General features: G+C 34.9%; 26 protein-coding genes. 13 read left to right on the top strand and 13 right to left on the bottom strand.

The features are described 5' to 3' along the window. The first annotated feature begins 19 nt into the window (after positions 1-19). The 13 genes from A4G25_RS04405 (at position 20) to lacG (ending at position 10,493) form a co-directional block, all read left to right on the top strand. On the top strand, positions 20-1,939 hold the full coding sequence (locus tag A4G25_RS04405) for a glucosaminidase domain-containing protein (RefSeq protein WP_047132652.1): 1,920 nt from the start codon (positions 20-22) through the stop codon (positions 1,937-1,939). Between the two features lie 12 nt (positions 1,940-1,951). Continuing rightward, positions 1,952-3,292 (top strand): BppU family phage baseplate upper protein, encoded by a 1,341-nt coding sequence (locus A4G25_RS13145; RefSeq protein ID WP_052766780.1) that lies wholly within the window; start codon positions 1,952-1,954, stop codon positions 3,290-3,292. 11 nt (positions 3,293-3,303) lie between these two features. Next, complete coding sequence (locus tag A4G25_RS04395) at positions 3,304-3,804, top strand: hypothetical protein (protein WP_052766781.1); 501 nt, start codon at positions 3,304-3,306, stop codon at positions 3,802-3,804. Position 3,805: 1 nt separating this feature from the next. Further along, positions 3,806-3,946, top strand: a complete 141-nt coding sequence (locus A4G25_RS12820) for an XkdX family protein (RefSeq protein WP_075140968.1) — start codon at positions 3,806-3,808, stop codon at positions 3,944-3,946. A gap of 37 nt (positions 3,947-3,983) precedes the next feature. Next, positions 3,984-4,166, top strand: coding sequence for a hypothetical protein (locus tag A4G25_RS04390; protein WP_063164619.1), 183 nt, complete (start codon positions 3,984-3,986; stop codon positions 4,164-4,166). 77 nt (positions 4,167-4,243) lie between these two features. Then, positions 4,244-4,771 carry a S1 family serine peptidase gene (locus tag A4G25_RS04385; RefSeq protein ID WP_063164618.1) on the top strand — a complete coding sequence of 176 codons (528 nt, stop codon included), beginning with the start codon at positions 4,244-4,246 and terminating at the stop codon, positions 4,769-4,771. After that, a complete protein-coding gene (locus A4G25_RS12955) occupies positions 4,771-4,938 on the top strand; it encodes a hypothetical protein (RefSeq protein WP_156483156.1) in 168 nt (55 codons plus the stop codon). Before A4G25_RS04385 ends, A4G25_RS12955 begins: the two co-directional genes overlap by 1 nt. Before the next feature lie 250 nt (positions 4,939-5,188). Next, entirely contained in the window at positions 5,189-5,434 is a 246-nt protein-coding gene (locus tag A4G25_RS13195) for a hypothetical protein (RefSeq protein ID WP_232011929.1), read from the top strand. Then, the gene (locus A4G25_RS04375; RefSeq protein WP_063164617.1) at positions 5,421-5,819 is read left to right on the top strand and encodes a hypothetical protein; all 399 of its coding nucleotides are present in this window, start codon (positions 5,421-5,423) and stop codon (positions 5,817-5,819) included. Before A4G25_RS13195 ends, A4G25_RS04375 begins: the two co-directional genes overlap by 14 nt. A gap of 47 nt (positions 5,820-5,866) precedes the next feature. Further along, entirely contained in the window at positions 5,867-6,343 is a 477-nt protein-coding gene (locus A4G25_RS04370; protein WP_047133038.1) for a phage holin, read from the top strand. Next, positions 6,340-7,806, top strand: a complete 1,467-nt coding sequence (locus tag A4G25_RS04365) for an SH3 domain-containing protein (RefSeq protein WP_063164616.1) — start codon at positions 6,340-6,342, stop codon at positions 7,804-7,806. Before A4G25_RS04370 ends, A4G25_RS04365 begins: the two co-directional genes overlap by 4 nt. Positions 7,807-8,143: 337 nt before the next feature. Further along, the gene (locus tag A4G25_RS04360) at positions 8,144-8,953 is read left to right on the top strand and encodes a PTS lactose transporter subunit IIBC (RefSeq protein ID WP_232011928.1); all 810 of its coding nucleotides are present in this window, start codon (positions 8,144-8,146) and stop codon (positions 8,951-8,953) included. 133 nt (positions 8,954-9,086) lie between these two features. Next, a complete protein-coding gene (gene lacG / locus A4G25_RS04355) occupies positions 9,087-10,493 on the top strand; it encodes a 6-phospho-beta-galactosidase (protein WP_047132920.1) in 1,407 nt (468 codons plus the stop codon). A 41-nt stretch (positions 10,494-10,534) separates the two neighbouring features. Here lacG and arsC read toward each other — a convergent pair whose 3' ends face one another. From arsC to qoxA, 13 genes are all read right to left on the bottom strand, one after another. Beyond that, positions 10,535-10,936 (bottom strand): arsenate reductase (thioredoxin), encoded by a 402-nt coding sequence (gene arsC, locus A4G25_RS04350; RefSeq protein WP_047132921.1) that lies wholly within the window; start codon positions 10,934-10,936, stop codon positions 10,535-10,537. Between the two features lie 15 nt (positions 10,937-10,951). Beyond that, positions 10,952-12,241: an arsenite efflux transporter membrane subunit ArsB gene (arsB, locus tag A4G25_RS04345; protein WP_047132922.1), complete on the bottom strand. Its 1,290-nt coding sequence runs from the start codon at positions 12,239-12,241 to the stop codon at positions 10,952-10,954. A gap of 135 nt (positions 12,242-12,376) precedes the next feature. Beyond that, positions 12,377-13,072, bottom strand: a complete 696-nt coding sequence (locus A4G25_RS04340) for a tagatose 1,6-diphosphate aldolase (protein ID WP_236590710.1) — start codon at positions 13,070-13,072, stop codon at positions 12,377-12,379. Further along, positions 13,026-13,313: a beta/alpha barrel domain-containing protein gene (locus A4G25_RS13300; protein WP_236590711.1), complete on the bottom strand. Its 288-nt coding sequence runs from the start codon at positions 13,311-13,313 to the stop codon at positions 13,026-13,028. The genes A4G25_RS04340 and A4G25_RS13300 overlap by 47 nt, the downstream gene beginning before the upstream one ends. Further along, complete coding sequence (locus A4G25_RS04335) at positions 13,310-14,257, bottom strand: 1-phosphofructokinase family hexose kinase (RefSeq protein WP_047132923.1); 948 nt, start codon at positions 14,255-14,257, stop codon at positions 13,310-13,312. The genes A4G25_RS13300 and A4G25_RS04335 overlap by 4 nt, the downstream gene beginning before the upstream one ends. Then, positions 14,257-14,772 carry a galactose-6-phosphate isomerase subunit LacB gene (lacB, locus tag A4G25_RS04330; RefSeq protein ID WP_047132924.1) on the bottom strand — a complete coding sequence of 172 codons (516 nt, stop codon included), beginning with the start codon at positions 14,770-14,772 and terminating at the stop codon, positions 14,257-14,259. The genes A4G25_RS04335 and lacB overlap by 1 nt, the downstream gene beginning before the upstream one ends. Positions 14,773-14,790: 18 nt before the next feature. Further along, positions 14,791-15,222: an RpiB/LacA/LacB family sugar-phosphate isomerase gene (locus tag A4G25_RS04325; protein ID WP_047132925.1), complete on the bottom strand. Its 432-nt coding sequence runs from the start codon at positions 15,220-15,222 to the stop codon at positions 14,791-14,793. A 192-nt stretch (positions 15,223-15,414) separates the two neighbouring features. Then, positions 15,415-16,167 carry a DeoR/GlpR family DNA-binding transcription regulator gene (locus A4G25_RS04320; RefSeq protein ID WP_047132926.1) on the bottom strand — a complete coding sequence of 251 codons (753 nt, stop codon included), beginning with the start codon at positions 16,165-16,167 and terminating at the stop codon, positions 15,415-15,417. Between the two features lie 80 nt (positions 16,168-16,247). Continuing rightward, on the bottom strand, positions 16,248-17,156 hold the full coding sequence (rihC, locus tag A4G25_RS04315; protein WP_047132927.1) for a ribonucleoside hydrolase RihC: 909 nt from the start codon (positions 17,154-17,156) through the stop codon (positions 16,248-16,250). Positions 17,157-17,292: 136 nt separating this feature from the next. Further along, a complete protein-coding gene (gene qoxD / locus A4G25_RS04310) occupies positions 17,293-17,583 on the bottom strand; it encodes a cytochrome aa3 quinol oxidase subunit IV (protein WP_047132928.1) in 291 nt (96 codons plus the stop codon). After that, positions 17,580-18,182: a cytochrome aa3 quinol oxidase subunit III gene (gene qoxC, locus A4G25_RS04305; protein ID WP_047132929.1), complete on the bottom strand. Its 603-nt coding sequence runs from the start codon at positions 18,180-18,182 to the stop codon at positions 17,580-17,582. The genes qoxD and qoxC overlap by 4 nt, the downstream gene beginning before the upstream one ends. Then, positions 18,175-20,157 carry a cytochrome aa3 quinol oxidase subunit I gene (gene qoxB, locus A4G25_RS04300; RefSeq protein ID WP_047132930.1) on the bottom strand — a complete coding sequence of 661 codons (1,983 nt, stop codon included), beginning with the start codon at positions 20,155-20,157 and terminating at the stop codon, positions 18,175-18,177. Before qoxB ends, qoxC begins: the two co-directional genes overlap by 8 nt. Then, positions 20,157-21,269, bottom strand: a complete 1,113-nt coding sequence (gene qoxA, locus A4G25_RS04295; protein ID WP_047132931.1) for a cytochrome aa3 quinol oxidase subunit II — start codon at positions 21,267-21,269, stop codon at positions 20,157-20,159. The genes qoxB and qoxA overlap by 1 nt, the downstream gene beginning before the upstream one ends. Positions 21,270-21,562: the final 293 nt, after the last annotated feature.

Genomic DNA, 21,562 nt, shown 5'->3' with positions numbered 1-21,562 from the left:
ATGAAAGTGAGTTGATGTCATGGCATTGCCGAAAAGCGGTAAACCAACTGCGAAAAATGTTGTGGATTGGGCTTTAGATTTAGCTAGACGTAGAAGTGGCGTTAATGTAGATGGTTTTTATGGCATGCAATGTTGGGATTTGCCTAACTACATTTTAAAAAGATATTGGGGTTTTACTACGTGGGGAAATGCGAATGCTATGGCTATAAAAAGCAATTATCGTGGATATGATTTTAAAATATATAGAAATACGGCTTCGTTTGTACCTCGACCTGGTGATTGGGCAGTTTGGGCTGGAAGCAATCCGGGACATGTAGCAATAGTAGTAGGACCTAGTACGACTAATTATTTTTATAGTGTAGATCAAAACTGGTATACAGCTAACTGGTCGGGTTCACCGGCTTATAAAATAAAACATACTTATAGTGGTGTTACACATTTTGTTAGACCACCTTATAAAAAAGAGGCAATTGTACAACCCACTCCGACACCTAAACCACCAACTACAAACGAACCTTCAAAACCAACGAATCCTGAACCAGAAAAAGAACCTGAGAAACCAGAAGTCAGATTCAAAGAAGTTACTAAAGTTGTATACACTCTTAAACGCGATGACTTCGGTAAACGAGATAAATTCGAACATAGAGTTGCTTGGGGAAATAAACGCAAAGGGAAAGTCAAAGGAATTACTATAAAAAATGCACATACAATGCGTTCAGTTCAAGAATTATACAATGATAGAAATCAGTATATATCTTCTAAAGAATATCCGCATTATTATGTTGATTATATGAGTTCATGGTCACCTAGATTCGAGGGATATGAGTACCCAGGTGATCCAGACAACATTGTTATAGAAGTTTGTGGAGACTATGCAGACGACAAAGAAGCATTTATTTTAAGCGAATTATGGGCAATGATGTTGGGATATGAGATTTTTGAATACTACAAACTGAAATTCGATGCTAAAAATATTAAGATTGACAACAAAATCTGGCGCTCTTTAAAGGAACATGTTAAGTGGGACTTTATTAAAGACGGATTCCCTCCAAAACAAAAATTGGAAGAATTTGCTAGAGCAGCAGTTGGTTTATACGCAAACAAAGATAACTTATTACAGAATGTAGGTTCAGAAAAAGTAACGAAATCTAAAATTAAAACAACAGTGAAAAACAAAAATAACGAAATTGTGCAGCAAGAAAAGCGTGCTAAAAGCAATAAAACGGCTACCTCAAAAAGTCCTGCTATTACATCTCCTAAAATTACAGTTGAAAAAAGTAAGTATACATTCATTCAAGCATTAAATGCTCAAATGTCACGAGGAATGCCAATGAAATCTGTCAGCTGGGGATGGATACATGCGTCACGCAGTCAGACAAGCAACGCTATGGAACCAAATAAAATTTGGAATAATAGTACACAGCGTTATCAAATGCTTAATTTAGGTAAGTATCAAGGTGTCCCTGTATCAAAACTAAATCAGATATTAAAAGGTAAGGGAACCCTCCATAATCAAGGACAAGCGTTTTCGACTGCATGCAAACGATATAATTTGAATGAGATATACCTAATCGCTCATGCCTTTCTCGAAAGCGGATATGGTAAATCAAATTTTGCAAGCGGTCGTTATGGTATATATAACTATTTTGGTATAGGTGCATTTGATAGTAATCCTAATAATGCAATTAACTTTGCACGTAATCACGGTTGGACTACGCCTTCTAAAGGTATTATAGGTGGGGCTAAATTTGTGCGTGAGGGTTATATAAACAAAGGTCAAAATACGTTATACCGTATGCGTTGGAACCCTAAAAATCCTGCTACACATCAATACGCTACAGCTATTGAATGGTGCCAGCACCAAGCTACAACAATAGCCAATTTATACAAACAAATTGGTTTAAAAGGTATTTATTACACTCGAGATCAGTATAAATAATGAGGTGACAAAATGATATTTAAAAATAAGGATATTAGTACAAATATTAATGAACGTGGTGTTGATATTGGTAGTATTGACGCCAACTTTTACACTGAAGATGAACAAACAGCTTCTATTAGAATTTTTGTTAAATGGAACGACAAACCCGTTAATTTAAATTTAGTAAACATGCGTCCTGTATTGAATTTATATTTACAAGACGGTTCCATCTTTGAAGATGAAGCATTACAAATTGTTATGCCTGAAAGCGGAGTTATTCAATACAACGTCCCTGTAAATGTAATAAAACATGTAGGTAAAGTAAATGCAAAGTTATTTCTTGTAAATGAAAATGAATCAATTCATGCAGTCAACTTCTCGTTTAACATTAAAGATAGCGGTATTGAAGAACCTGTGCGTAAAGAATTGAGTTTCAACTTAGTTGATGAAGCTATTAAAAGAATAATCAAAGATAATACACTAGAAATATTAGATGATGATTTTAAAGATCGTGTTAATGAAGATTTAAAAGGTTATGTTATTAGTAATCCGTCAATGTTCAAAGGCGCGAAAGGCGATAAAGGCGAACAAGGATTAGTAGGTCCGAAAGGCGAGCAAGGTCCACAAGGAGAAACAGGCGAGAAAGGTTTGCAAGGTGTCGCAGGCCCACCGGGTCCACAAGGAGAAAAAGGTGATACTGGAGAGCAAGGTCCTCCAGGTCCAATTGGAGAAACGCCAACATTACCTGACTTTTCTAACTGGCAAAAGTATAAATTAACGAATGATAGTGGGATGAGAATAGTCAAATCAGAGGTCGACGCAGTAGATTTAAGTACAGGTTATTACTTAATTTACAAAATGAAAAATGATCCTGATGGGAAAAGTGATGATCTAAGATATGTAAATGTAGATATCACAGAAGGTCCAGACCAAACGAAACAAATTCTAGCTACTATCAGTAGCACAGGGAAAACATATAAAAAAAATATCCATAAAGGTATAGATTCAGGTTGGAAAGATTTAATGCTAGAAAATTTCGATACAGGTTGGACACCTCTTACGCTCAAAAATGGATATAAAAAATCATCAACCCCAGACTTCGAACCATCTTATCGAGTTATTGATAATGGCAATTCCAAACAAGTATATGTCCGTTTAGGTGTCGAAAATCTTACGAACGGTAAAAACGTAGTAGCCACAATACCACCGGAATTTGTACCTAATAAGATATATTCATCAGGTGTATCGACTAATGCTAAAATACCGACTAAAGTTATCATTAGTGGTGGTGATATTGAGTTTCATACAAATGAAGCAGATAGTTATTCAAGTACCGATTATATTATTTACCAAGATAATTGGATTATATAAGGAGGGAGTAAATGTTTAAACAGATTTTTGATAAAACGAATGGCACACCTAAACTTATTCAATCAATTTTAGATGAAGAAACAGGTGCTGAACGTTTTGTTTATGATGAAGATAGATATACCGAAGAAATGCCATCTAGTGAATTATACGAACCAATTTCTTATAAAGATGGTAAATGGCAAGGCATTAGCTATAACGAGTGGGAATATAACCGCTCTGTTGAAGAAAGCGGCGAAGAAAAAACGCCTTATATACCTAACACTAGCGAAAAAATGTTGGCTCAAGCACAAATGCAAGTAACTAAGACAGCTAATCAGTTAATGAAGTCTCAAAAAGAACAAGCTGCTTTAGCGATAGAACTTGTGAAAAAAGAACAACGTTTGAAACAGAATGAGATTATCCAAGCACAAACAATGAAAGAATTAACCGCAAAAGAAAAACGTTTAAAAGATATGGAATTACAACAAGCTAAAACTATGCTTGAAATAACAAAATTGAAAGGGAGTAATTAATATGTATCCAGGATTCGATTCAATTAAATATTTTTATGACATTAACTGCTACACAAACGAGGATATTCAAACTTATGTAGAGTTAGACGCATTGACTAAAGAAGAATACAAAGAAATTACTGGTGAAGATTATCCAGAGTAAATGATATAATACCCTATAAAGAATAGGGGGCAATATAATGAATAGAATTGATAAAATGACTAAGAGTGTAGTAAGAATAACTACCGAAAAAAGTATAGGAACAGGTTTTTTCTTTGTCTTTCAAATAGACAAAAGTGATTATCCTTTTATAATAACTAATAAGCATGTACTAGAAAATTGTAATAGTATGCAAATAACTGTTTCTAAAAAAGAGAAATAGATAATCCGGAATCTGTTGTCTTTAAATTTGACGGTATAAAGTCTATTAAGTTAGACCATTCTAAACATAATGTTGATTTGTGTGCAATTCCTGCGATTGATTTATTTAATGATGATTTTGAATTAGATATTGCTTATCTAACTCAAAGTGATATACGTACAAATGAAATCAAGAATCTTAACTTCGTTGAAGACATATTAATGGTTGGTTATCCTAGGGGTGTAATTGACGAATATAATAATCTACCCGTATTTAGAAAAGGCATAACAGCTACTCATCCTGGTATTAAGTTTAATAATCAAAAAATATTTTTAATAGACATGACTATAACCAATGGTTCAAGTGGGTCCCCAGTTTATTTGTATAATCCAAATGGTTATACAGATAGATTCGGTAATTCATTTTTAGGACAAGAAAGATTTTTATTTTTGGGAATTAATCGTGCAGATCATATTATGAAAAACAAGAGTTATATATATAAAGACAATAATGTTGACAATACCTCTTATGGTGTTTCTGAAATTGGAATTAACTTAGGGGTCGTTATTCATGCAGAAGAATTACTGGATTTTGAAGAACAAATTAAGAATATGGAGGGTTTCTGATGAAAATAAAAATTAACAGTCATACCATTGAAGGCGAAGAAAAAGATGTTTTAAAAATCGCCGCACATCTTATAAATAGAAAAGAAAAAGAGTTCGTAAAAATTTCTTATGACGAAAATTTACCTTTAAAAGACATTAGGTTAACAAAAGATAAAGTTACATTATAAATAAATCACAAGGCGCTTACTTATGTAGGTGTCTTTTTATATATAAATTATTTAGATGGAAGTAGGTGAACACATGAACGAAAACTTCACAATACACGATAAACTAGCCACTTTATCTTTGTTTGGGTTAGGTGTGTTTGTAGATATACGAGGTGTCTATTGGCTCATAAGCCAAGAAAAGGTTATTAACGAAAGTGATTTCTACCGAGCGCTAAACGAAGTCATGCCTATTTGGATATGGGGTTTGCTGTTGCTTTTATTTGGTACTTGTCTAATTCTATCTAGTCTATTCTTTGGTAAACGGTCTGTTAATAACACTTCAAACTATTTTATGTTAGTAGGTGGCGTAGGAAGTGCCATCATACACTTCTTAATGTCGTCAGCGAGTGTATATAATGCCATCAATTGGATAACCCCAGCACAATTTATCGCTATGACAGCGTGGCTAGGATTTGTCGGTTTCTTAGGTGGTTTGGGTATCTATGGACGAAGATAAATATGTACTAAAACACGAGTGGGAAAAATCAAGGGGCAAAATACACGAACGCATAAATGAAGTGGATAAGAAACATACAGACAATTTCAATAGTTTGCTGAATAAAGTAGATAGACAGACATTGCTACAAGAAAAAGCATTTGAATCACAAGCTAGATCAGAAAAACACTTAGAAAAAATGAGTGAATCATTAGCAACGGTAGGCACTAGGGTAACTGATTTAGAATACGAAACGAAGGACCACGAAAAAGAAATCAAGAGTTTGCAAGGAATTGTAGAGGCAGAGGCGAAAGGTAACAGAGAAGTAATCGGCTACTGGTTGGGATTTGCAGGGGTTGTATTAGTCCCGCTTATCTCTTTGGTAGCAAACATCTTCTTTAAATAAGTCGGCACATATGTGTCGGCTTTTTTATTTTATTTGGAGGTTTTTAAATGAAGAGTATAAATTGGAAAGTGCGTTTCAAAAGCAAAACATTCTGGGTAGCTATCTTATCGGCAGTTATTCTTTTTATTAATAATGTAACACAAGCTATCGGGGTAGATTACACAAGTCAGTTAGAACAATTTAGTAATGGCGTTAATGGATTACTTGCTGTATTAGTCGCATTCGGAGTAATACAAGATCCTACAACGAAAGGAATAAAAGACAGTGGTATTGTACAGACTTATACAAATCCGCGTGATGAAAATGTTGACCCAGTTGAGTATCAGAAAACAGTTGACGATGATAGCGTTACACCAGAACGAAAAGAATTGACTCCTCAAGAATTCGACACATCACAGCCATTTACTGATGATAGTGACGAAGTTGTTTTCGATGTTGCAGAATATGAATATGATGAAGAATTACCACGTGGTGCAAGCAGATACCACGATGATGAAGTGTTGAAGGAAGGTGAAAAAGAATGACAGCTAAGATGACCTACAATCAATTTAAAAAGTGGCTTAATGAATCGAACGGAAAGCAGTATGACACAGATGGCTATGCGGCATTCCAATGTTTCGATTATGCAAACGCTGGGTGGATAGAGTTGTTTGGACACAGTTTGAAAGGCGAGGGTGCTGTGAATATTCCTTTCGATAATAATTTTAAAGGCGAAGCTGTTGTCTACCAAAACACACCGGAGTTTCTTGCTAAAACAGGCGATTTAGTTGTATTTAACAACAAATATGGTGGTGGTTATGGTCACGTTGATTGGGTAACGTCAGCAACACTCGACTACATTTGGGTGCAAGAACAAAACTGGCTTGGCGGCGGCTGGACAAGTGGCGATATTTGGCACGGCACTGGTTGGGAAAAGGTAACCAAACGTAAACATAAATATGATTTCCCAATGTGGTTCATTCGTCCAAACTTCAAACCAGAGAACGCAAAAAAAGAGAGTGTAGAAAAATCTTCACCACAATCTGCTACAAAAGCTACTGCCAAGAAGCAACCGGCAGCTAAAAAGAAAATGAAGAAATTAAGTTATATTCGTGACGAAGTAAGAGGTTATCGCCTACCTAATCGTGGATATAAACCAACATCAATAACGCTACACAATGATGCAGGAAGTGTTGGTGCTACAGCAGAAGCATATCATCGTGGTTTAGTGAACGCTCCTTTATCACGTTTAGAGGCTGGTGTAGCTCATTCATATATAAGTGGAAACACAGTATACCAAGCGCTGCCAGAAAGTCGTATAGCGTGGCATACAGCTAATCAGAATGGTAACAAAAATTCGTATGGTATTGAAATATGTCAGTCAATTGGTGCAAGTGATAAAATGTTCCTTGCCAATGAGCAGGCAGCTTTCCAAGAAGCAGCAAGACTGTTGAATAAATGGGGATTAAAAGCTAATAGAAATACAGTGAGACTTCATATGGAATTTTCACAGACTTCATGCCCTCATCGAAGTATGAAGCTCCATACTGGCTTCGATCCAGTGACACAAGGTGTACCTTCACAAGGAATTAAACTCAAACTTAAAGACTACTTCATTAAGCAAATAAGAGCTTATCAAGCAGGTAAGGTACCGACAGCTACTGTGTCTAAAAACTCAAGTTCTGCAAGTAATACTAAGTCAACCGTAGCTGGGGCATGGAAACGTAATAGTTATGGCACTTGGTATATGAGTGAGGAGGCAGTGTTCGTAAATGGAAATCAGCCAATAATCGCTAGAACTGTTGGTCCATTCAGAAGTTGTCCGTATGCTTACGACTTCCAACCACATGGATATACACCAACTTATGATGAAGTTATGCTGCAAGATGGTCATGTATGGATTAGTTATGATTGGAAAGGAAAAAGATATTATTTACCAATTCGTACATGGAATGGACAAGCTCCACCTAATCATTCGGTAGGTCCATTGTGGGGAACAATAAGTTAAGTTATAATTGAAGTGTGAGTAATGGATAATGTCCATCCATTTGAGGATTGCTTGGCTGAGCAGTCCTCTTTTTGTGTTTTAAAGTCAAGATTGATATAGAACTTATAAAAAGTAAAATTTGACTGTAAAAATCATTAGCTCTATAATTATCATTAGTACACATATAAATCTGTATCATTCACACCCCAATTATACGAAGCGTTAAAACTTACACTACACTCCCTCCAATAATACAGTTTTGTGTACTTTTTATACATAATTTACCCACCTAAATAATAGGTGGGCTTTTTTTATACATATAAACATTGGAACGCTTATCACTTTATTAGTTCCTTATATGTTCATGTTGCTGTGTAAATCGCCGGAGCTGAAGGCGGTCGGTAAAGCATCCTTTATCCCGACAACCTTCGCAGTAAATGAGCCTTTATTATTTGGTGCACCAATTATCTTGAACCCGGTATTTATGATTCCGTTCATTATTACACCTATTTTAAACTCATGGGTTTTAAAATTCTTCGTAGATAATTTAGGAATGAACGGATTTATGCACTTCTTACCATGGCCGACTCCAGGTCCAATTGGTATCTATATGGCATCAAACTTCTCAGTATTATCACTATTATTAATTGCCATAATCTTAGTTTTAGACTTTTCAATTTGGTTCCCATTTGTAAAAGCGTATGACAAATTGAAATTAGATGAAGAACGCGAAATCGAATTAGCGAAAGCAAGCGGAGTAGCTGTTGCTGGTGCTGAAGCAGGCGCTGCTGCAACTGCACCTGTAGAAGTAGAAGAAAATACTCCTGATTACAATTCACGTGAACATACAAACGTTTTAGTTGTGTGTGCTGGTGGTGGAACAAGTGGTATCTTAGCAAACAGCTTAAACAAATATGCTAAAGATAATGATATTTCATTAGAAGCAACAGCACGTGCATATGGTCAGGATATGGATTTAATAAAAGATATGGATATTGTAATTCTTGCACCTCAAATGGATGCAATGAAAGACGAAATGAGAAAATACACAGATCAATACGGTGCTGTTTTAGTACCAACGACTGGTAAACAATACATTGGCTTAACTCGAGATGGAGAAGGCGCAATGAAATTGATTTTCGAAAAAATCAACGAAAACAACAAATAATAAAAGGAAAGTACACACATTGCCCCTTACTGCATTACCCACGACATCATGAACTTGCATAAGCGGTAAGGGGCACCATTTGTGTGTGAAATCATCATATTGAAGATTCTAATTAAAAAAGGAGACATATATAATGAGTAAATTGCCTAAAGACTTTGTATTAGGTGCGGCAACTGCTGCGTATCAAGTTGAAGGTTCTAGTACTGTTGACGGAAAAGGTAGAGTTTTATGGGACGGATTTTTAGAAAAACAAGGAAGATTTTCTCCAGATCCAGCAAGTGATTTCTACAATCGTTATGAAGAAGATATTCGCTTAGCTTCAGAATATGGTATTAAAGGTATCCGTATTTCAGTAGCATGGTCTAGAATTATACCTGATGGAACAGGAGAAGTTAATCAAAAAGGAATAGAATACTATAGAAATGTTTTTGAAACTTGTCATAAATATGGCGTCGAACCTTATGTGACGTTACACCACTTTGATACACCAGAAACACTTTTTGAAAAAGGAGACTGGCTAAACAAGGCGCAACTTGATGCATTTGATAGATTTGCTGAGTTAGTATTTGATGAATATCATGATATTGTAAAACATTGGATGACTATCAACGAACCTATTGCTTATGTTCAAGGACAATATATTACAGGTGCATTCCCGCCTGGTGAACAATACAATACTTTAAAATGTCTTCAAGCACAACATAACCAAATTGTAGCTCATAGCCGAGTGGTTAACCTTTTCAAATCTAAAGGTTATGAAGGGGAAATCGGTTTAATTCACGCATTAACACAATTTTACAGCATTGATAATCAACCATTGAATCAAATTGCTGCATATAAACATGATATATTCATGAATGGTTTCATGTTAGATGGAACTTTCTTGGGTTACTATACTCCTGAAAAATTAACAGTAGTTCGTGAAATCTTAGGAGACGAATTTGAAAAATTAGATATCCGTGAAGAAGAGTTAGAAGAAATGCGTAAAGCAGCTCCACAACTTGATTTCTTAGGAATTAATTATTATCAAAGTAACTGGATTAAATATCATAATCAAGAAAGCTATATTCATCATAATGGTACTGGTGACAAGGGAACTTCTGTTTTCCGAGTTAAAGGTATTGGTGAAGTAGTTAAAAATGAAGCTATTCCGACAAATGACTGGGATTGGTACATTTATCCACAAGGTTTATATGATATGATTTTACGTATTAAAAATGATTATCCAAATTACAAAAAAATCTATATCACTGAAAATGGTTTAGGTTATAAAGATGTTTTAGAAGAAAATGGAGAAGTTCATGATGAAGATCGTATTGACTATATTAGTCAACACATTGATGCGATTGAACGTGCGTATGTTGATGGCGTTAATGTCAAAGGATACTTTGTTTGGTCATTACAAGATATGTTCAGTTGGTCAAATGGATATAATAAACGTTACGGATTATTCTACATTGATTTCGAAACACAAAAACGTTATATCAAAGATAGTGCAAAATGGTATAAAGCACTTTCATTAGATATTTATGGGAAATAATATTAATGTTTAAAGCCTCGGCATTGCCGAGGCTTTATTTGTTAACGTTCAGTTTCTTTAAAATATTGAATGCGTTTTTTAATATTATCTCTCACTTCTTGGAATTTTGACCAATCTTTTCCTGCTGGGTCTTCAAACCCCCAATGTGCTTTTCTTACATTTGAAGAAATGATTGGGCAATTTTTATCAGCATGATCGCATAGTGTAATGACGAGGTCAGCTGAGTTTAAATCTTGTTCAGTAATTTTATCAGAAGTTTGATGACTGATATCAATGCCGTCTTCTTTCATTGCTTCGATTGCTAATGGATTGACACCGTGGGACTCAATTCCACCTGAATAAACGTTCCAATTTTCTCCTAATATATTTTTAGCATAGCCTTCAGCTATCTGGCTTCGACATGCGTTTCCGGTACAAATAAAATAAATTTTCTTTTTAGTCATTTAGAAACTCCTTATTTAAAATAATAACATTGATATATATAATCCTAACAATGTCGCAAATAAGACAGGTATCGTAATGATAATGCCAGTTTTAAAATAAACACCCCAAGAAATTTTCATGCCTTTTTGCGAAAGTACGTGAAGCCATAATAAAGTTGCTAGAGAACCGATAGGAGTAAGTTTAGGCCCTAAGTCAGCACCGATAATATTTGCGTATATAAGCGCTTCTTTAATTAAACCAGAAACCTGTGCTTGGTTAATAGATATAGCATCTATCATGACTGTAGGCATATTATTCATAATTGCAGATAAAATTGCAGATAAAAAACCCATGCCGATGACACTTGAAAATAATCCCAAGTGTGAAATTTGGGTAATGATTTCTGATAATAATGTCGTAATCCCTACATTTTTCAGCCCGAAAACAACAAGATACATCCCAATAGAAAATACAACAATATTCCACGGTGCGCCTTTAATAACTTCTTTAGTATGTACAGCTTCTGACTTATTAGCTAATAAAAGAAAAATCAATGCGATAACACCTGCAATGATTGAAACAGGTATGCCGGAGAATTCGCTAATAAAGTAACCAGTAAGCAAAATAATAATAACGAACCATGATATTTTAAACAATCGAAAATCTTTAATCGCATGTTCTGGCGAAGTTAACTTTGAAATATCTACAGTTTTAGGAATGCTTTTTCTAAAATAAAGAAATAAAATCAATATACTCGCAATCAAAGAAAAGAGGTTAGGAATAATCATTCTGAAAAAATATTCAATGAAATTAATGTTGAAGAAGTCGGCAGATACAATATTAACTAAGTTACTTACAATTAATGGTAATGATGTTGTGTCTGCAATAAAACCACAAGCAATAATGAACGGGAAGACATGCTTTTTATTGAATTTAAGATGTCTTACCATTGCAAGAACGATTGGTGTTAGTATCAAAGCTGCACCGTCATTAGCAAATAAAGCAGCTATTAACGCACCTAAAAGTACGATATAAATAAACATGCGTACGCCATTACCTTTAGAAGCGCGTACCATGTGCAGTGCTGCCCATTCAAAAAAGCCGATTTTATCTAGTATTAGAGAAATGATAATTAATGCAACAAAAGTGAGGGTGGCGTTCCAGACAATTTGCGTTACTTCACCTAAATCATGAATAGAAACTACACCTGTTATTAAGGCAAGTAACGCTCCTATAATGGCTGTAATACCAATGTCTAATCCTTTAGGTTGCCATATAATAAAAATAAGGGTCAATATAAAAATTGTCAGTGCAATAATCGTCATTCAAAAAATCCTTTTCTTTGTAAGGTTCGTTTTATAAATATTATGATAGCACTAAGTTATATCTATCGTACATAGTGAAAACCACCAAACAAGTAGATGATTGGTGGTTTTCTTTAATGATTTTATTGAATGTAATTATTTAATTGGTGTAGCTGTTTCGTCTAATACTTTATTTAAACTTTCGATATTTGATTTACCTTCAGTGCGGAACCATTCTTGAACAGCTGCGTCACCTTCGGCAAAATGATCAGTAGCGCCTCTCCATGTTGCACGTCCACATAATACACCATTGAAAGTTGATCCTGCTTCTTTAGCAAAATATAAAGTTTTTTGGAATAAATCAGCAGAAACACCAGCACTTAAGTAAATATAAGGTAAGTTTGTTGATGCAGCTTGTTCTTTAAAGGCTTGAACAGCTTCTTCTTTAGTGAATAATGCTTTTTCACCAAATCCTTCAACAAAGTTCATGTTAACAGGTACTTCTACTTTTAATACATCAACATTGAAACGAGGTTCAGAATATTTTTTCATTGCTTCATTTACTTTGTGTGCTTTAACTTTTGCAAATTCTTCAGAACCGCTATCAGCATTGTTGGCATCATAAGAAACGATTTCTAAGAATAAAGGTAAACCTTCAGCAACACATTCGCTGCCTACACGTTCAACAAAAGCTTCTTTTTGATCATTGATTGCTTTATCTTCGTCGATGTCTACATATACTAGTAATTTAACAGCATCTGCGCCAGCTTCTTTAAGACGTTTAACAGACCAAACATTTAATAAGTCAGGAAGACGTCCTGGTTCTGATGCATCGTAACCAGTTTTTTTCATAAGCAAGTAATAACCCAGCATTTTCAGCACGAACTTTAGTTGCAGGTAAACCATATTCAGGGTCAAGTAAGATACTTGAAGCATAAGGAGTTAATTCTTCAGAAACATGGACTTTAAATTGTTCTAAGTCTTCTGTTTTAGCATCTTCGCCTAATAAGCGTTTTAAAGCACCACGTTGGTCAATTGCTAATGCAGCGATGTAGTTTTTGTCGTTTAATAAAGGTTTGATGGATTTTGTCATGAGGTTTTTGCCACCTTTTCAATAATTATTTGATTACTATATTTTTTAAAGTTATCTAAATCAACATGTCCAGTTCTTGCTTCTAATGCATTTGATATTCCTGCTGCCATAGCAAATTTAGCGGCTACTTCATAGTTATTATTTTGTGAAAGACCATAACTGAAACCAGCTAGACTACTGTCTCCAGATCCTACGGGATTCACTGCAACAATTTTTGGAATATCAACGTTGTAAACTTCTTCGTTATAACGCAAAAGTGCTCCATTTTTTCCTAAAGATAATAAAATATATGGGATATGAGCTAAGCGTTCATCTAATAATTGATTTGCTAAATCTAAATTATCTGCACTTGTAATTTCATTAATCTCCTCATCATTTGGTTTAATAAGTAGAGGAGGGCAGTGTGTTGAATGTATTACAGTGTAATTCAGTACTTTGCCAGAAGTGTCTAAACAAACAGGAATCTCTTGTTTGTGTGCGATTTCTAATAATTTAACGTAATAATTTTCAGGGAATCCTTTAGGAAGGCTGCCTGAAATTGTGATTAAATCATAATCAGATGCAATAGTATTGAAGTGCTCTAAAAATCTTGTTTGAATTTCTTCTGGCTGTAAAGCGCCGCTTTCAAGAATTTCTGTTTGACTACCTTCACTATTTATAGCGATACAGAGTCTTGTAGAAGCGGGAGAAATAGTGAAATCATGGTTGATATTCGTTTCATCTAAATTATTTGTAAGCCATTCACCGAATTTACCACCTATAATACCAGTACAAGTTACAGATAGTCCTAATTCGTTAGCTACCCGCGCAACATTAATACCTTTTCCTCCAGCAGATTTATAATCTTCTGAAGCACGCTGTACAGTATTTATTTCAAAGTTGTTAATAGGATAATTAATGTCAATTGCAGGGTTTAATGTAACGGTTAATAATTTAAAAGTCATTAGTCGTGATATTCTCCGTTATCCCATTTTTTCAAGTAACCATCGAACATCTCATGTGAATAATGAACATCTTCTGGTTTTAAAGATTCGTTCATTACTTTAATAAGCGCTTCTTTTTCCGGAGTTGGTTCATACTCTGTTTCAGCAAATGTATCAACAATGTTTTTAATTAAATCTACACCTGTAACCATACCGCCAGCTGCGATAATATTACAGTTATATTCACTTTTAGCTAAGCGTGCGCTTGTTGCATCTCGAACAAGTGCTACACGAGTTCCTGGTACTTTATCTGCACTAGCGGAAATACCTACACCTGTACCGCATAAAGCAACACCAAAATCTACATCTCCGTTAGCGACTAATTCACCGATACGAGTTCCATAAATAGGGTAGTGTGTACGTACATAATCGTAAGTTCCAACATCAATAACTTCGTGTCCGTTATTTTTTAAATAAGTAGCAACTTCTGCTTTAATATTAGTAACAATATGGTCACAACCAATAGCTATTTTCATAATTTCAATTTCCTCCTATTAACATAAAGAATTCAACATATCAATTCTGATTTGATGACGGCCAGCGTCGTATCCTGCTTTTAAGAATGCTTTAACACAGTTTAAAGCGTTGAGTTTACCAACGACTTCACTGCCTAAAACGATAACGTTTGTATTATTGTGTCTATGCGTCATTTTTGCTGATTGCTCATCAGAAACAGTTGCAGCAATGATATTTTTTTGTTTGTTAGCAAGAATAAAAGGTGCAATACCGTATTTATCAATGATAATGGCTTTAGTACCTTCATGTTCTTGAACATATTTAGTAACCTCAAAAGTAATCTCATCAACTGTTTTTGCTGAACTATTTACTGATAAATCCTCGATTTCGTAATCTGCATCAGCTAATGATTTTAAAATAAAATCTTTTAATTCTTGTGATTGTGCATCGCTATGAATAACAATAGACATAATAAATCCTCCTATTCGAAAATGTTTGAAATTGTTCTCATATAGAATATACACTTTGCTTATAAGTATGTCAATTTTATATAGTCGGATATATTGATGTATAAGGTTTTATAGAAGGTGTTGGTGCATATTATTCATAAATTAGACATAAAAAAACGCACATTCAAAATGTGCGTTTATGTTCTAATTAAATTATAAAATTTTAGTGAGCTTACTATAATAGTCTTCAACTTCAGATGATATTGCACTATCAGTAATAATTGCATCTAGATCTCTAACTTTATAGAAGGGGGTGAATGCGCGTGTATTGAATTTTGAACTATCAGATACCAAATATTTTTCAGTTGATTGACTCAAGATGAGTTCATTAGCATTTCCTTCTTCTTCGTTTGCTGTAGTAGCTTCATCATCTATAATACCATTTACTCCAATAAATGCTTTATCAATATGTAAATTTTTGAGCATTGAAATAGCTAAATGTCCGATAAATGAACCTGTCTTTTTTCGATACCGACCGCCAATTAAAACAACATCCATATTTTCAATATCCTTATATTGTTCAAATATATAGAGCGAATTAGTTATAATATGCAGCTTCATTTCTTTAATATATTGATAGATAGCTTCATTTGTCGTTCCTGAACCGATGAAAATGATATCGCCGTTTTGAATAAGTCGACTTGCTTTCTCAGCAATAACACGTTTATTTTCACTATTCAATTGTTGTTTTTCTTCGTTTGCCAATTCATTGTAGAAAGTAGAAGAATCGACAGCACCACCGTGTACTCTGACTAACAAAGATTTTTGTTCAAGTTCTTTTAAATCTCTGCGAATCGTCATAGGCACCACATGCATTTCTTCTGATAATTCCTTAACTGATACACTTTTGGATTGTTTTATTTTATTAAGTATGAATTGATGACGTTCTTCTTTTAAATTCAACATTTTCACAACCTGTGTCTTTTTTTCTTAATGTATTGTAATTATAGCATATAGTATGATGTTACTTTTATTAAAAATGTGTCTTATTTAGCATATGATAATGCTTCAAAAAGCATATTTTTAAATTTAGATTTATCTACTGAAAGTACAACAGTAGCATTTGTTGTTTTGCTGCTAAAATCAACTACAGTTTCTCCTTTAGTGTAGGTGCCTGTCAATTCAATATTTACTTCTGCTTCTTTTACTGTGAAATTTTCAGGGTGAAGTAAGTATAGAATGGTATAAGCATCGTAAACTGCAATACCTTTACCAAATTGATCTCCGTGATAATGATTGAACATGTGATATAGCATGTTTGATGTTTCGTTATTACTTTGCAATTCGTTTATTGCATCATATGAAAGGCTAGCACCGCGTGCTACATCTAAACCGACCATTGTAATTGGGATATGAGCATTAAAAACAATATCTGCTGCTTCTGGATCACAATAAATATTGAATTCAGCAGCTGGAGTAACATTTCCTCTACCAGCACTACCACCCATTAAAATAATCTCCTTAATATAATCAGTTACTTCTGGATAGGTTTTCAATAATAAAGCGATATTAGTCAATGGACCTATAGGGACCAATGTAATGGGTTCGTCTGAATTTAATAAAGTATCTTTCATAGCTTTTACAGCGTTATCTGAATCTAATAAATCATAATTGGCCTCTGGGAATTCATAACCAGCCATCCCTGTTTCGCCGTGTACGTGTTCAGCATCTACAGGTTGATTGATAAGAGGCGTAGCTGCACCTTGATGTAATGGAACATCACTGTTGAAAAATGCCTTTAACTGCAGTGCATTGCTTGTAGTTTTATGGATATTTACATTTCCATTGACTGTAGTAATCATTTTCAAGTCTAAAGCAGGGTGGTTCAATGCAATACTAATTGCAGCTGCATCATCAATACCAGGATCTGTATCTATTATTATTGGTGTTGACATTTATAAATTCCTCCTAAGTGAATATTGTAATTTATTAATATGTACTATTACTTATATTCTATTCTATGTAAAAAAAGCCGGTGGGGCAAATGCCTCACCAGCTTTTTTGTGCTTTCTTGTAGTATAAAGTTTTATATTACATATGTGCACTGTGTCCGCCAACCATTACCCAGTATGAACCGATTACAGTTATAAGAGTAATAATAATGGCGAATATAACTTTGAATGATTGCGCTTGTCCATCTTTACCTTCAGTTAAATGCATGAACATTAATAACTGAACTGCAGCTTGGATGAATGCGAACCCAAAGATAATTGTAATTTTAGCATTGAGTGTCAATGATGTGTAAAGAGTCACGAAAACTGCAAGTAGTGTCAGAACAATAGAGGCTATAAAGCCGACTGTATGTTTTACGATTGTATTCATCCGCTATACACCATCCCTATCATATATACTGCAGTAAAGATGAAAATCCATACAACATCTAAGAAGTGCCAGTATAAACTTACGATAAATAATTTTGGAGCATTGTGTTCATTAAGTCCACGTGTTGCCACTTGGATTAATAAACAAATAATCCAGACGATACCTAACGAAACGTGGGCACCGTGAGTTCCTAACAAGATGAAGAAACTTGACCAGTAAGAACCGATTTGCGGTGTTACACCTTCAGAAGCATAGTGCGCAAATTCGTAGATTTCTAATCCGACGAAGACAGCACCAAGCGCAACTGTGATGATCATCCAAATCATCATTAATTTTTGTTTTTCCTGTCTCATATAGTAAATTGCGATACCGCATGTATATGAACTAATCAATAATGCGAATGTCATCAATAATACTAATGGAAGTTCAAACAATTCAGTTGTTAATTTGTGTGCGTAATCACCAGCATGTTGCATAATTAGCAACGTTGCAAATAGAGTACCGAATAAAGAAAATTCAGCTGTTAGGAAGATCCAGAAGCCAAACTTGTTCAAATTACCTTCATGCGAACGTGCATCAATAGTGTTTGTATCATGCATGACTTGCTGCCTCCCTTTCTTTTTCGCGAGCTTCACGTAGTTTTGCTTCAGTAGCAGCTACTTCAGAAGCTGGAATATAGTAACCGTGATCTTCTTGGAAGCTTCGATAAATCATACAACCGAATACACCGATTAAGCAGATGATTGCTGGAATGATTGTTTCGAATGTTAAGAAGAATCCACCGATTGTCATGAAGATACCCATGAAGAAACCAACAGGTGTGTTGTTTGGCATATGAATATCTTTATAGTTATGGTTGTCTAAATAATGACGACCTTGTTTTTTCATGTCTACAAATGTGTCTAAGTCATCCCAATCTGGAATGATAGCGAAGTTGTAAACAGGTGGTACTGATGAAGCAGTACTCCATTCTAGAGTACGTCCAAGACCCCAAGAGTCACCACTTGCAATGCGTGGTGATTTTAAGTGACTGTAGATAATGTTAGCAACTAAGAATAACACACTTGCAGCCATCATTAATGCACCGATTGTTGAAATAACGTTTAACATGAACCAACCATCTGAAGGCATGTAAGTGTATAAACGACGAGGCATACCATCTAATCCAAGAATGAATTGAGGCATGAAACATACGTTGAATCCAATTACAAATAACCAGAAGAATGGTTTGTTTAAACGCTCATTCAATTTATAACCCATCATCTTAGGATACCAGAAGATAAGTGCTGCGAAACAAGCGAATACAACACCACAAACTAATGTGTAGTGGAAGTGGGCTACTAAGAAATACGTATTATGGTATTGATAGTCAGTAGACGCCATCGCAAGCATTACACCAGTAACCCCACCGATAGTGAATGTTGGGATAAATACTAATGAGAATAGCATTGGTGATTCGAAAGTAATCCGACCTTGATACAATGTGGCTAACCAGTTAAATATTTTAACACCCGTTGGAACAGCGATTAACATTGTTGAGATTGAGAAGAATGAGTTGATTAAAGCACCATTACCCATTGTGAAGAAATGGTGAACCCAAACTAAGAAACTCAAGAATGAAATAGCAGCTGTTGCCCAGATCATACTCTTATGTCCAAATAAGTGTTTACGTGCAAATGTTGGAATGATATCTGAGAAGATACCGAATGCCGGAAGGACAACGATATATACTTCAGGGTGCCCCCATACCCAGAAGAAGTTCGCCCATAACATCGGCATACCGCCATGTGCAACTGTAAAGAATTGTGTACCGAAAATACGGTCAATTGTCATAAGCGCTAGTGTAACTGTAAATACTGGGAATACCAAGATTACGATTAATGCTGTGATAAATGTTGTCACTGTGAACATTGGCATTTCCATAAACTTCATTGTTGGTGATTTACTTCTTAAAATCGTTACAAAGAAGTTAATACCAGTCATTAATGTACCGATACCTGAGATTTGAATCGCAAGTAAGTAGTAGTTAACACCAGGACCAGGACTGAACTCACCAGCAAGCGGTGCATAGTTTGTCCAACCTGCAGCAGGTGAACCACCGACGATAAATGAAAGGTTGAATAATAACATTGCGCCTGCGAACAACCAGAAACTGATATTGTTCATAACAGGGAAGGCTACGTCACGTGCTCCGATTTGCAATGGAATAACTGCATTCCATAAACCGAAGATGAAAGGCATTGCCATGAAGATAATCATGATAACACCGTGTGTTGTGAAAATTTCGTTGTAGTGGTTTGCTTCCAAGAACGTATTGTTTGGAATTGTTAATTGAGTACGCATTAATAACGCATCAATACCACCGCGGACGAACATTAAGATTGCACAAAGCAGGTACATGATACCGATTTTTTTATGGTCAATTGTTGTAAACCACTCTTTGTACAGATATTTCCACAATTTAAAGTATGTGATTACTGCGATGACACCAATAACTAGGAAAGGAGCACCAATTTGCGCCATTGTAATCATCCAGTTACCGTGAACGAGTAATTCATTCCATGGGAAATTCATTAATGTTCACCTCCATCATTTTTCTTTTCTAACTCTGAAGCTTTTTTATCTTTAGAGTTTTTGTGAGCTTTTTCCATTTCGTCCATATTATGAGATTCTTCTTTCTTGAACTCATTGTTATATGGTTTGTCGTTAGGCAAGATCATTTCTTTCATGCCATGACGGTTATACATTACGTTAGTAATTTGTGCTTTACGTGCTGGATATTTTGCATCTGGTTTGCTTAGAACGCCTTCTTTTTGATCATAGAAGTTTGGATCTTTTGGAGTGAAGTGGAAACGTTTATAAGCATAGAAGATATATTCTGGATCAGCTGCTGGATCAACAAATGCCATGTGTGTTCCGCTGAATGTCAACTCTTGGTTTTTAGTTGTAGGTAAAAGTTGTTTGTCGAAAGTATCTTGTTTAAGAGTTTCTTTCTTCTTAGCTTTATCTACCCATTTGTTAAACTCAGAGTTATTAACAACATGAACTGGGAAAGTTTGACGTGCAAAGCCTTCACCGTTGAAGTTAGAGTTACGTCCACGGTATGTACCTTCTTTGTCACCTTCTAAAGTCCATTCCATTGTCATAGCTGTCATAGCATATTTTTGACCGCCAAGTTGTGGAATCCAGAAACTTGTCATAGTATCCATAGATTGCAATTTGAATACTACCGGACGATCTTTAGGAATCGTTAAATGATTCACTGTTTCAATTTTTTGCTCTGGATAAGCAAAGAACCATTTGAAACCTGCACTTGTTGCATAAACAACGACTGGGTCTTTGTCGCTAGCAGGTGGTTTTTCGTAATCATACAATGTTTTGACTGTTGGAATAGCCAAAGCAAGTAAAATAATGAATGGTACGATAAACCAAATAGTTTCTAACAATGTGCTGTGATGAATTTTGCCTGATTCAGTGGTATTTGAATAACGGTATTTATAAGAAAATACAGCAAATAGAACAAACACAACACCAACAATAACAAGCATGAAAATGATTGAATAAATAATCAGCCATTTTAAACTACTTGCCATTGGCCCTTTTGGGTTAAGTACTTCCATATGTTCGCAACCGCTGAGTAAAATCAACGAGCCAAACAATAGAAGCAAAGACTTGATTTTTGACACTTTATTGACCTCCTAATACTACAATTGTAGGGCTTAACAATAATTTTAAGATATTACGTGATATTTACAAGTGGGTGGAGGAAACTTTTTTTGAAAAAATAAAAGGAAGCCCAACAGACACTAGGACTGACGGGCTTTCACAGATTTGTTAAAATTATGTGTCCATTTTGTGAATACTGCCATAAATTGCAATTTCCACAAAAATAGACGCTATAGTTGAGAATCCTTATCAATTAAGGGATGTAAGCGATAGCGTCGGATTTAAAATAAAACAAACTATTATTAATTTTTTT

It is taken from the genome of Staphylococcus condimenti (assembly GCF_001618885.1).
Taxonomy (GTDB): Bacteria; Bacillota; Bacilli; order Staphylococcales; family Staphylococcaceae; genus Staphylococcus; species Staphylococcus condimenti.
This window is presented reverse-complemented; position numbering and strand designations above follow the sequence as displayed.

Coding starts and splice junctions, on each gene's coding strand:
- A4G25_RS04405 (WP_047132652.1), top strand. CDS start 20: ATGGCATTGCCGAAAAGCGGTAAACCAACTGCGAAAAATGTTGTGGAT.
- A4G25_RS13145 (WP_052766780.1), top strand. CDS start 1,952: ATGATATTTAAAAATAAGGATATTAGTACAAATATTAATGAACGTGGT.
- A4G25_RS04395 (WP_052766781.1), top strand. CDS start 3,304: ATGTTTAAACAGATTTTTGATAAAACGAATGGCACACCTAAACTTATT.
- A4G25_RS12820 (WP_075140968.1), top strand. CDS start 3,806: ATGTATCCAGGATTCGATTCAATTAAATATTTTTATGACATTAACTGC.
- A4G25_RS04390 (WP_063164619.1), top strand. CDS start 3,984: ATGAATAGAATTGATAAAATGACTAAGAGTGTAGTAAGAATAACTACC.
- A4G25_RS12955 (WP_156483156.1), top strand. CDS start 4,771: ATGAAAATAAAAATTAACAGTCATACCATTGAAGGCGAAGAAAAAGAT.
- A4G25_RS04375 (WP_063164617.1), top strand. CDS start 5,421: ATGGACGAAGATAAATATGTACTAAAACACGAGTGGGAAAAATCAAGG.
- A4G25_RS04370 (WP_047133038.1), top strand. CDS start 5,867: ATGAAGAGTATAAATTGGAAAGTGCGTTTCAAAAGCAAAACATTCTGG.
- A4G25_RS04365 (WP_063164616.1), top strand. CDS start 6,340: ATGACAGCTAAGATGACCTACAATCAATTTAAAAAGTGGCTTAATGAA.
- A4G25_RS04360 (WP_232011928.1), top strand. CDS start 8,144: ATGTTCATGTTGCTGTGTAAATCGCCGGAGCTGAAGGCGGTCGGTAAA.
- lacG (WP_047132920.1), top strand. CDS start 9,087: ATGAGTAAATTGCCTAAAGACTTTGTATTAGGTGCGGCAACTGCTGCG.
- arsC (WP_047132921.1), bottom strand. CDS start 10,936: ATGACTAAAAAGAAAATTTATTTTATTTGTACCGGAAACGCATGTCGA.
- arsB (WP_047132922.1), bottom strand. CDS start 12,241: ATGACGATTATTGCACTGACAATTTTTATATTGACCCTTATTTTTATT.
- A4G25_RS04340 (WP_236590710.1), bottom strand. CDS start 13,072: ATGAAAAAAACTGGTTACGATGCATCAGAACCAGGACGTCTTCCTGAC.
- A4G25_RS13300 (WP_236590711.1), bottom strand. CDS start 13,313: ATGACAAAATCCATCAAACCTTTATTAAACGACAAAAACTACATCGCT.
- A4G25_RS04335 (WP_047132923.1), bottom strand. CDS start 14,257: ATGACTTTTAAATTATTAACCGTTACATTAAACCCTGCAATTGACATT.
- lacB (WP_047132924.1), bottom strand. CDS start 14,772: ATGAAAATAGCTATTGGTTGTGACCATATTGTTACTAATATTAAAGCA.
- A4G25_RS04325 (WP_047132925.1), bottom strand. CDS start 15,222: ATGTCTATTGTTATTCATAGCGATGCACAATCACAAGAATTAAAAGAT.
- A4G25_RS04320 (WP_047132926.1), bottom strand. CDS start 16,167: ATGTTGAATTTAAAAGAAGAACGTCATCAATTCATACTTAATAAAATA.
- rihC (WP_047132927.1), bottom strand. CDS start 17,156: ATGTCAACACCAATAATAATAGATACAGATCCTGGTATTGATGATGCA.
- qoxD (WP_047132928.1), bottom strand. CDS start 17,583: ATGAATACAATCGTAAAACATACAGTCGGCTTTATAGCCTCTATTGTT.
- qoxC (WP_047132929.1), bottom strand. CDS start 18,182: ATGCATGATACAAACACTATTGATGCACGTTCGCATGAAGGTAATTTG.
- qoxB (WP_047132930.1), bottom strand. CDS start 20,157: ATGAATTTCCCATGGAATGAATTACTCGTTCACGGTAACTGGATGATT.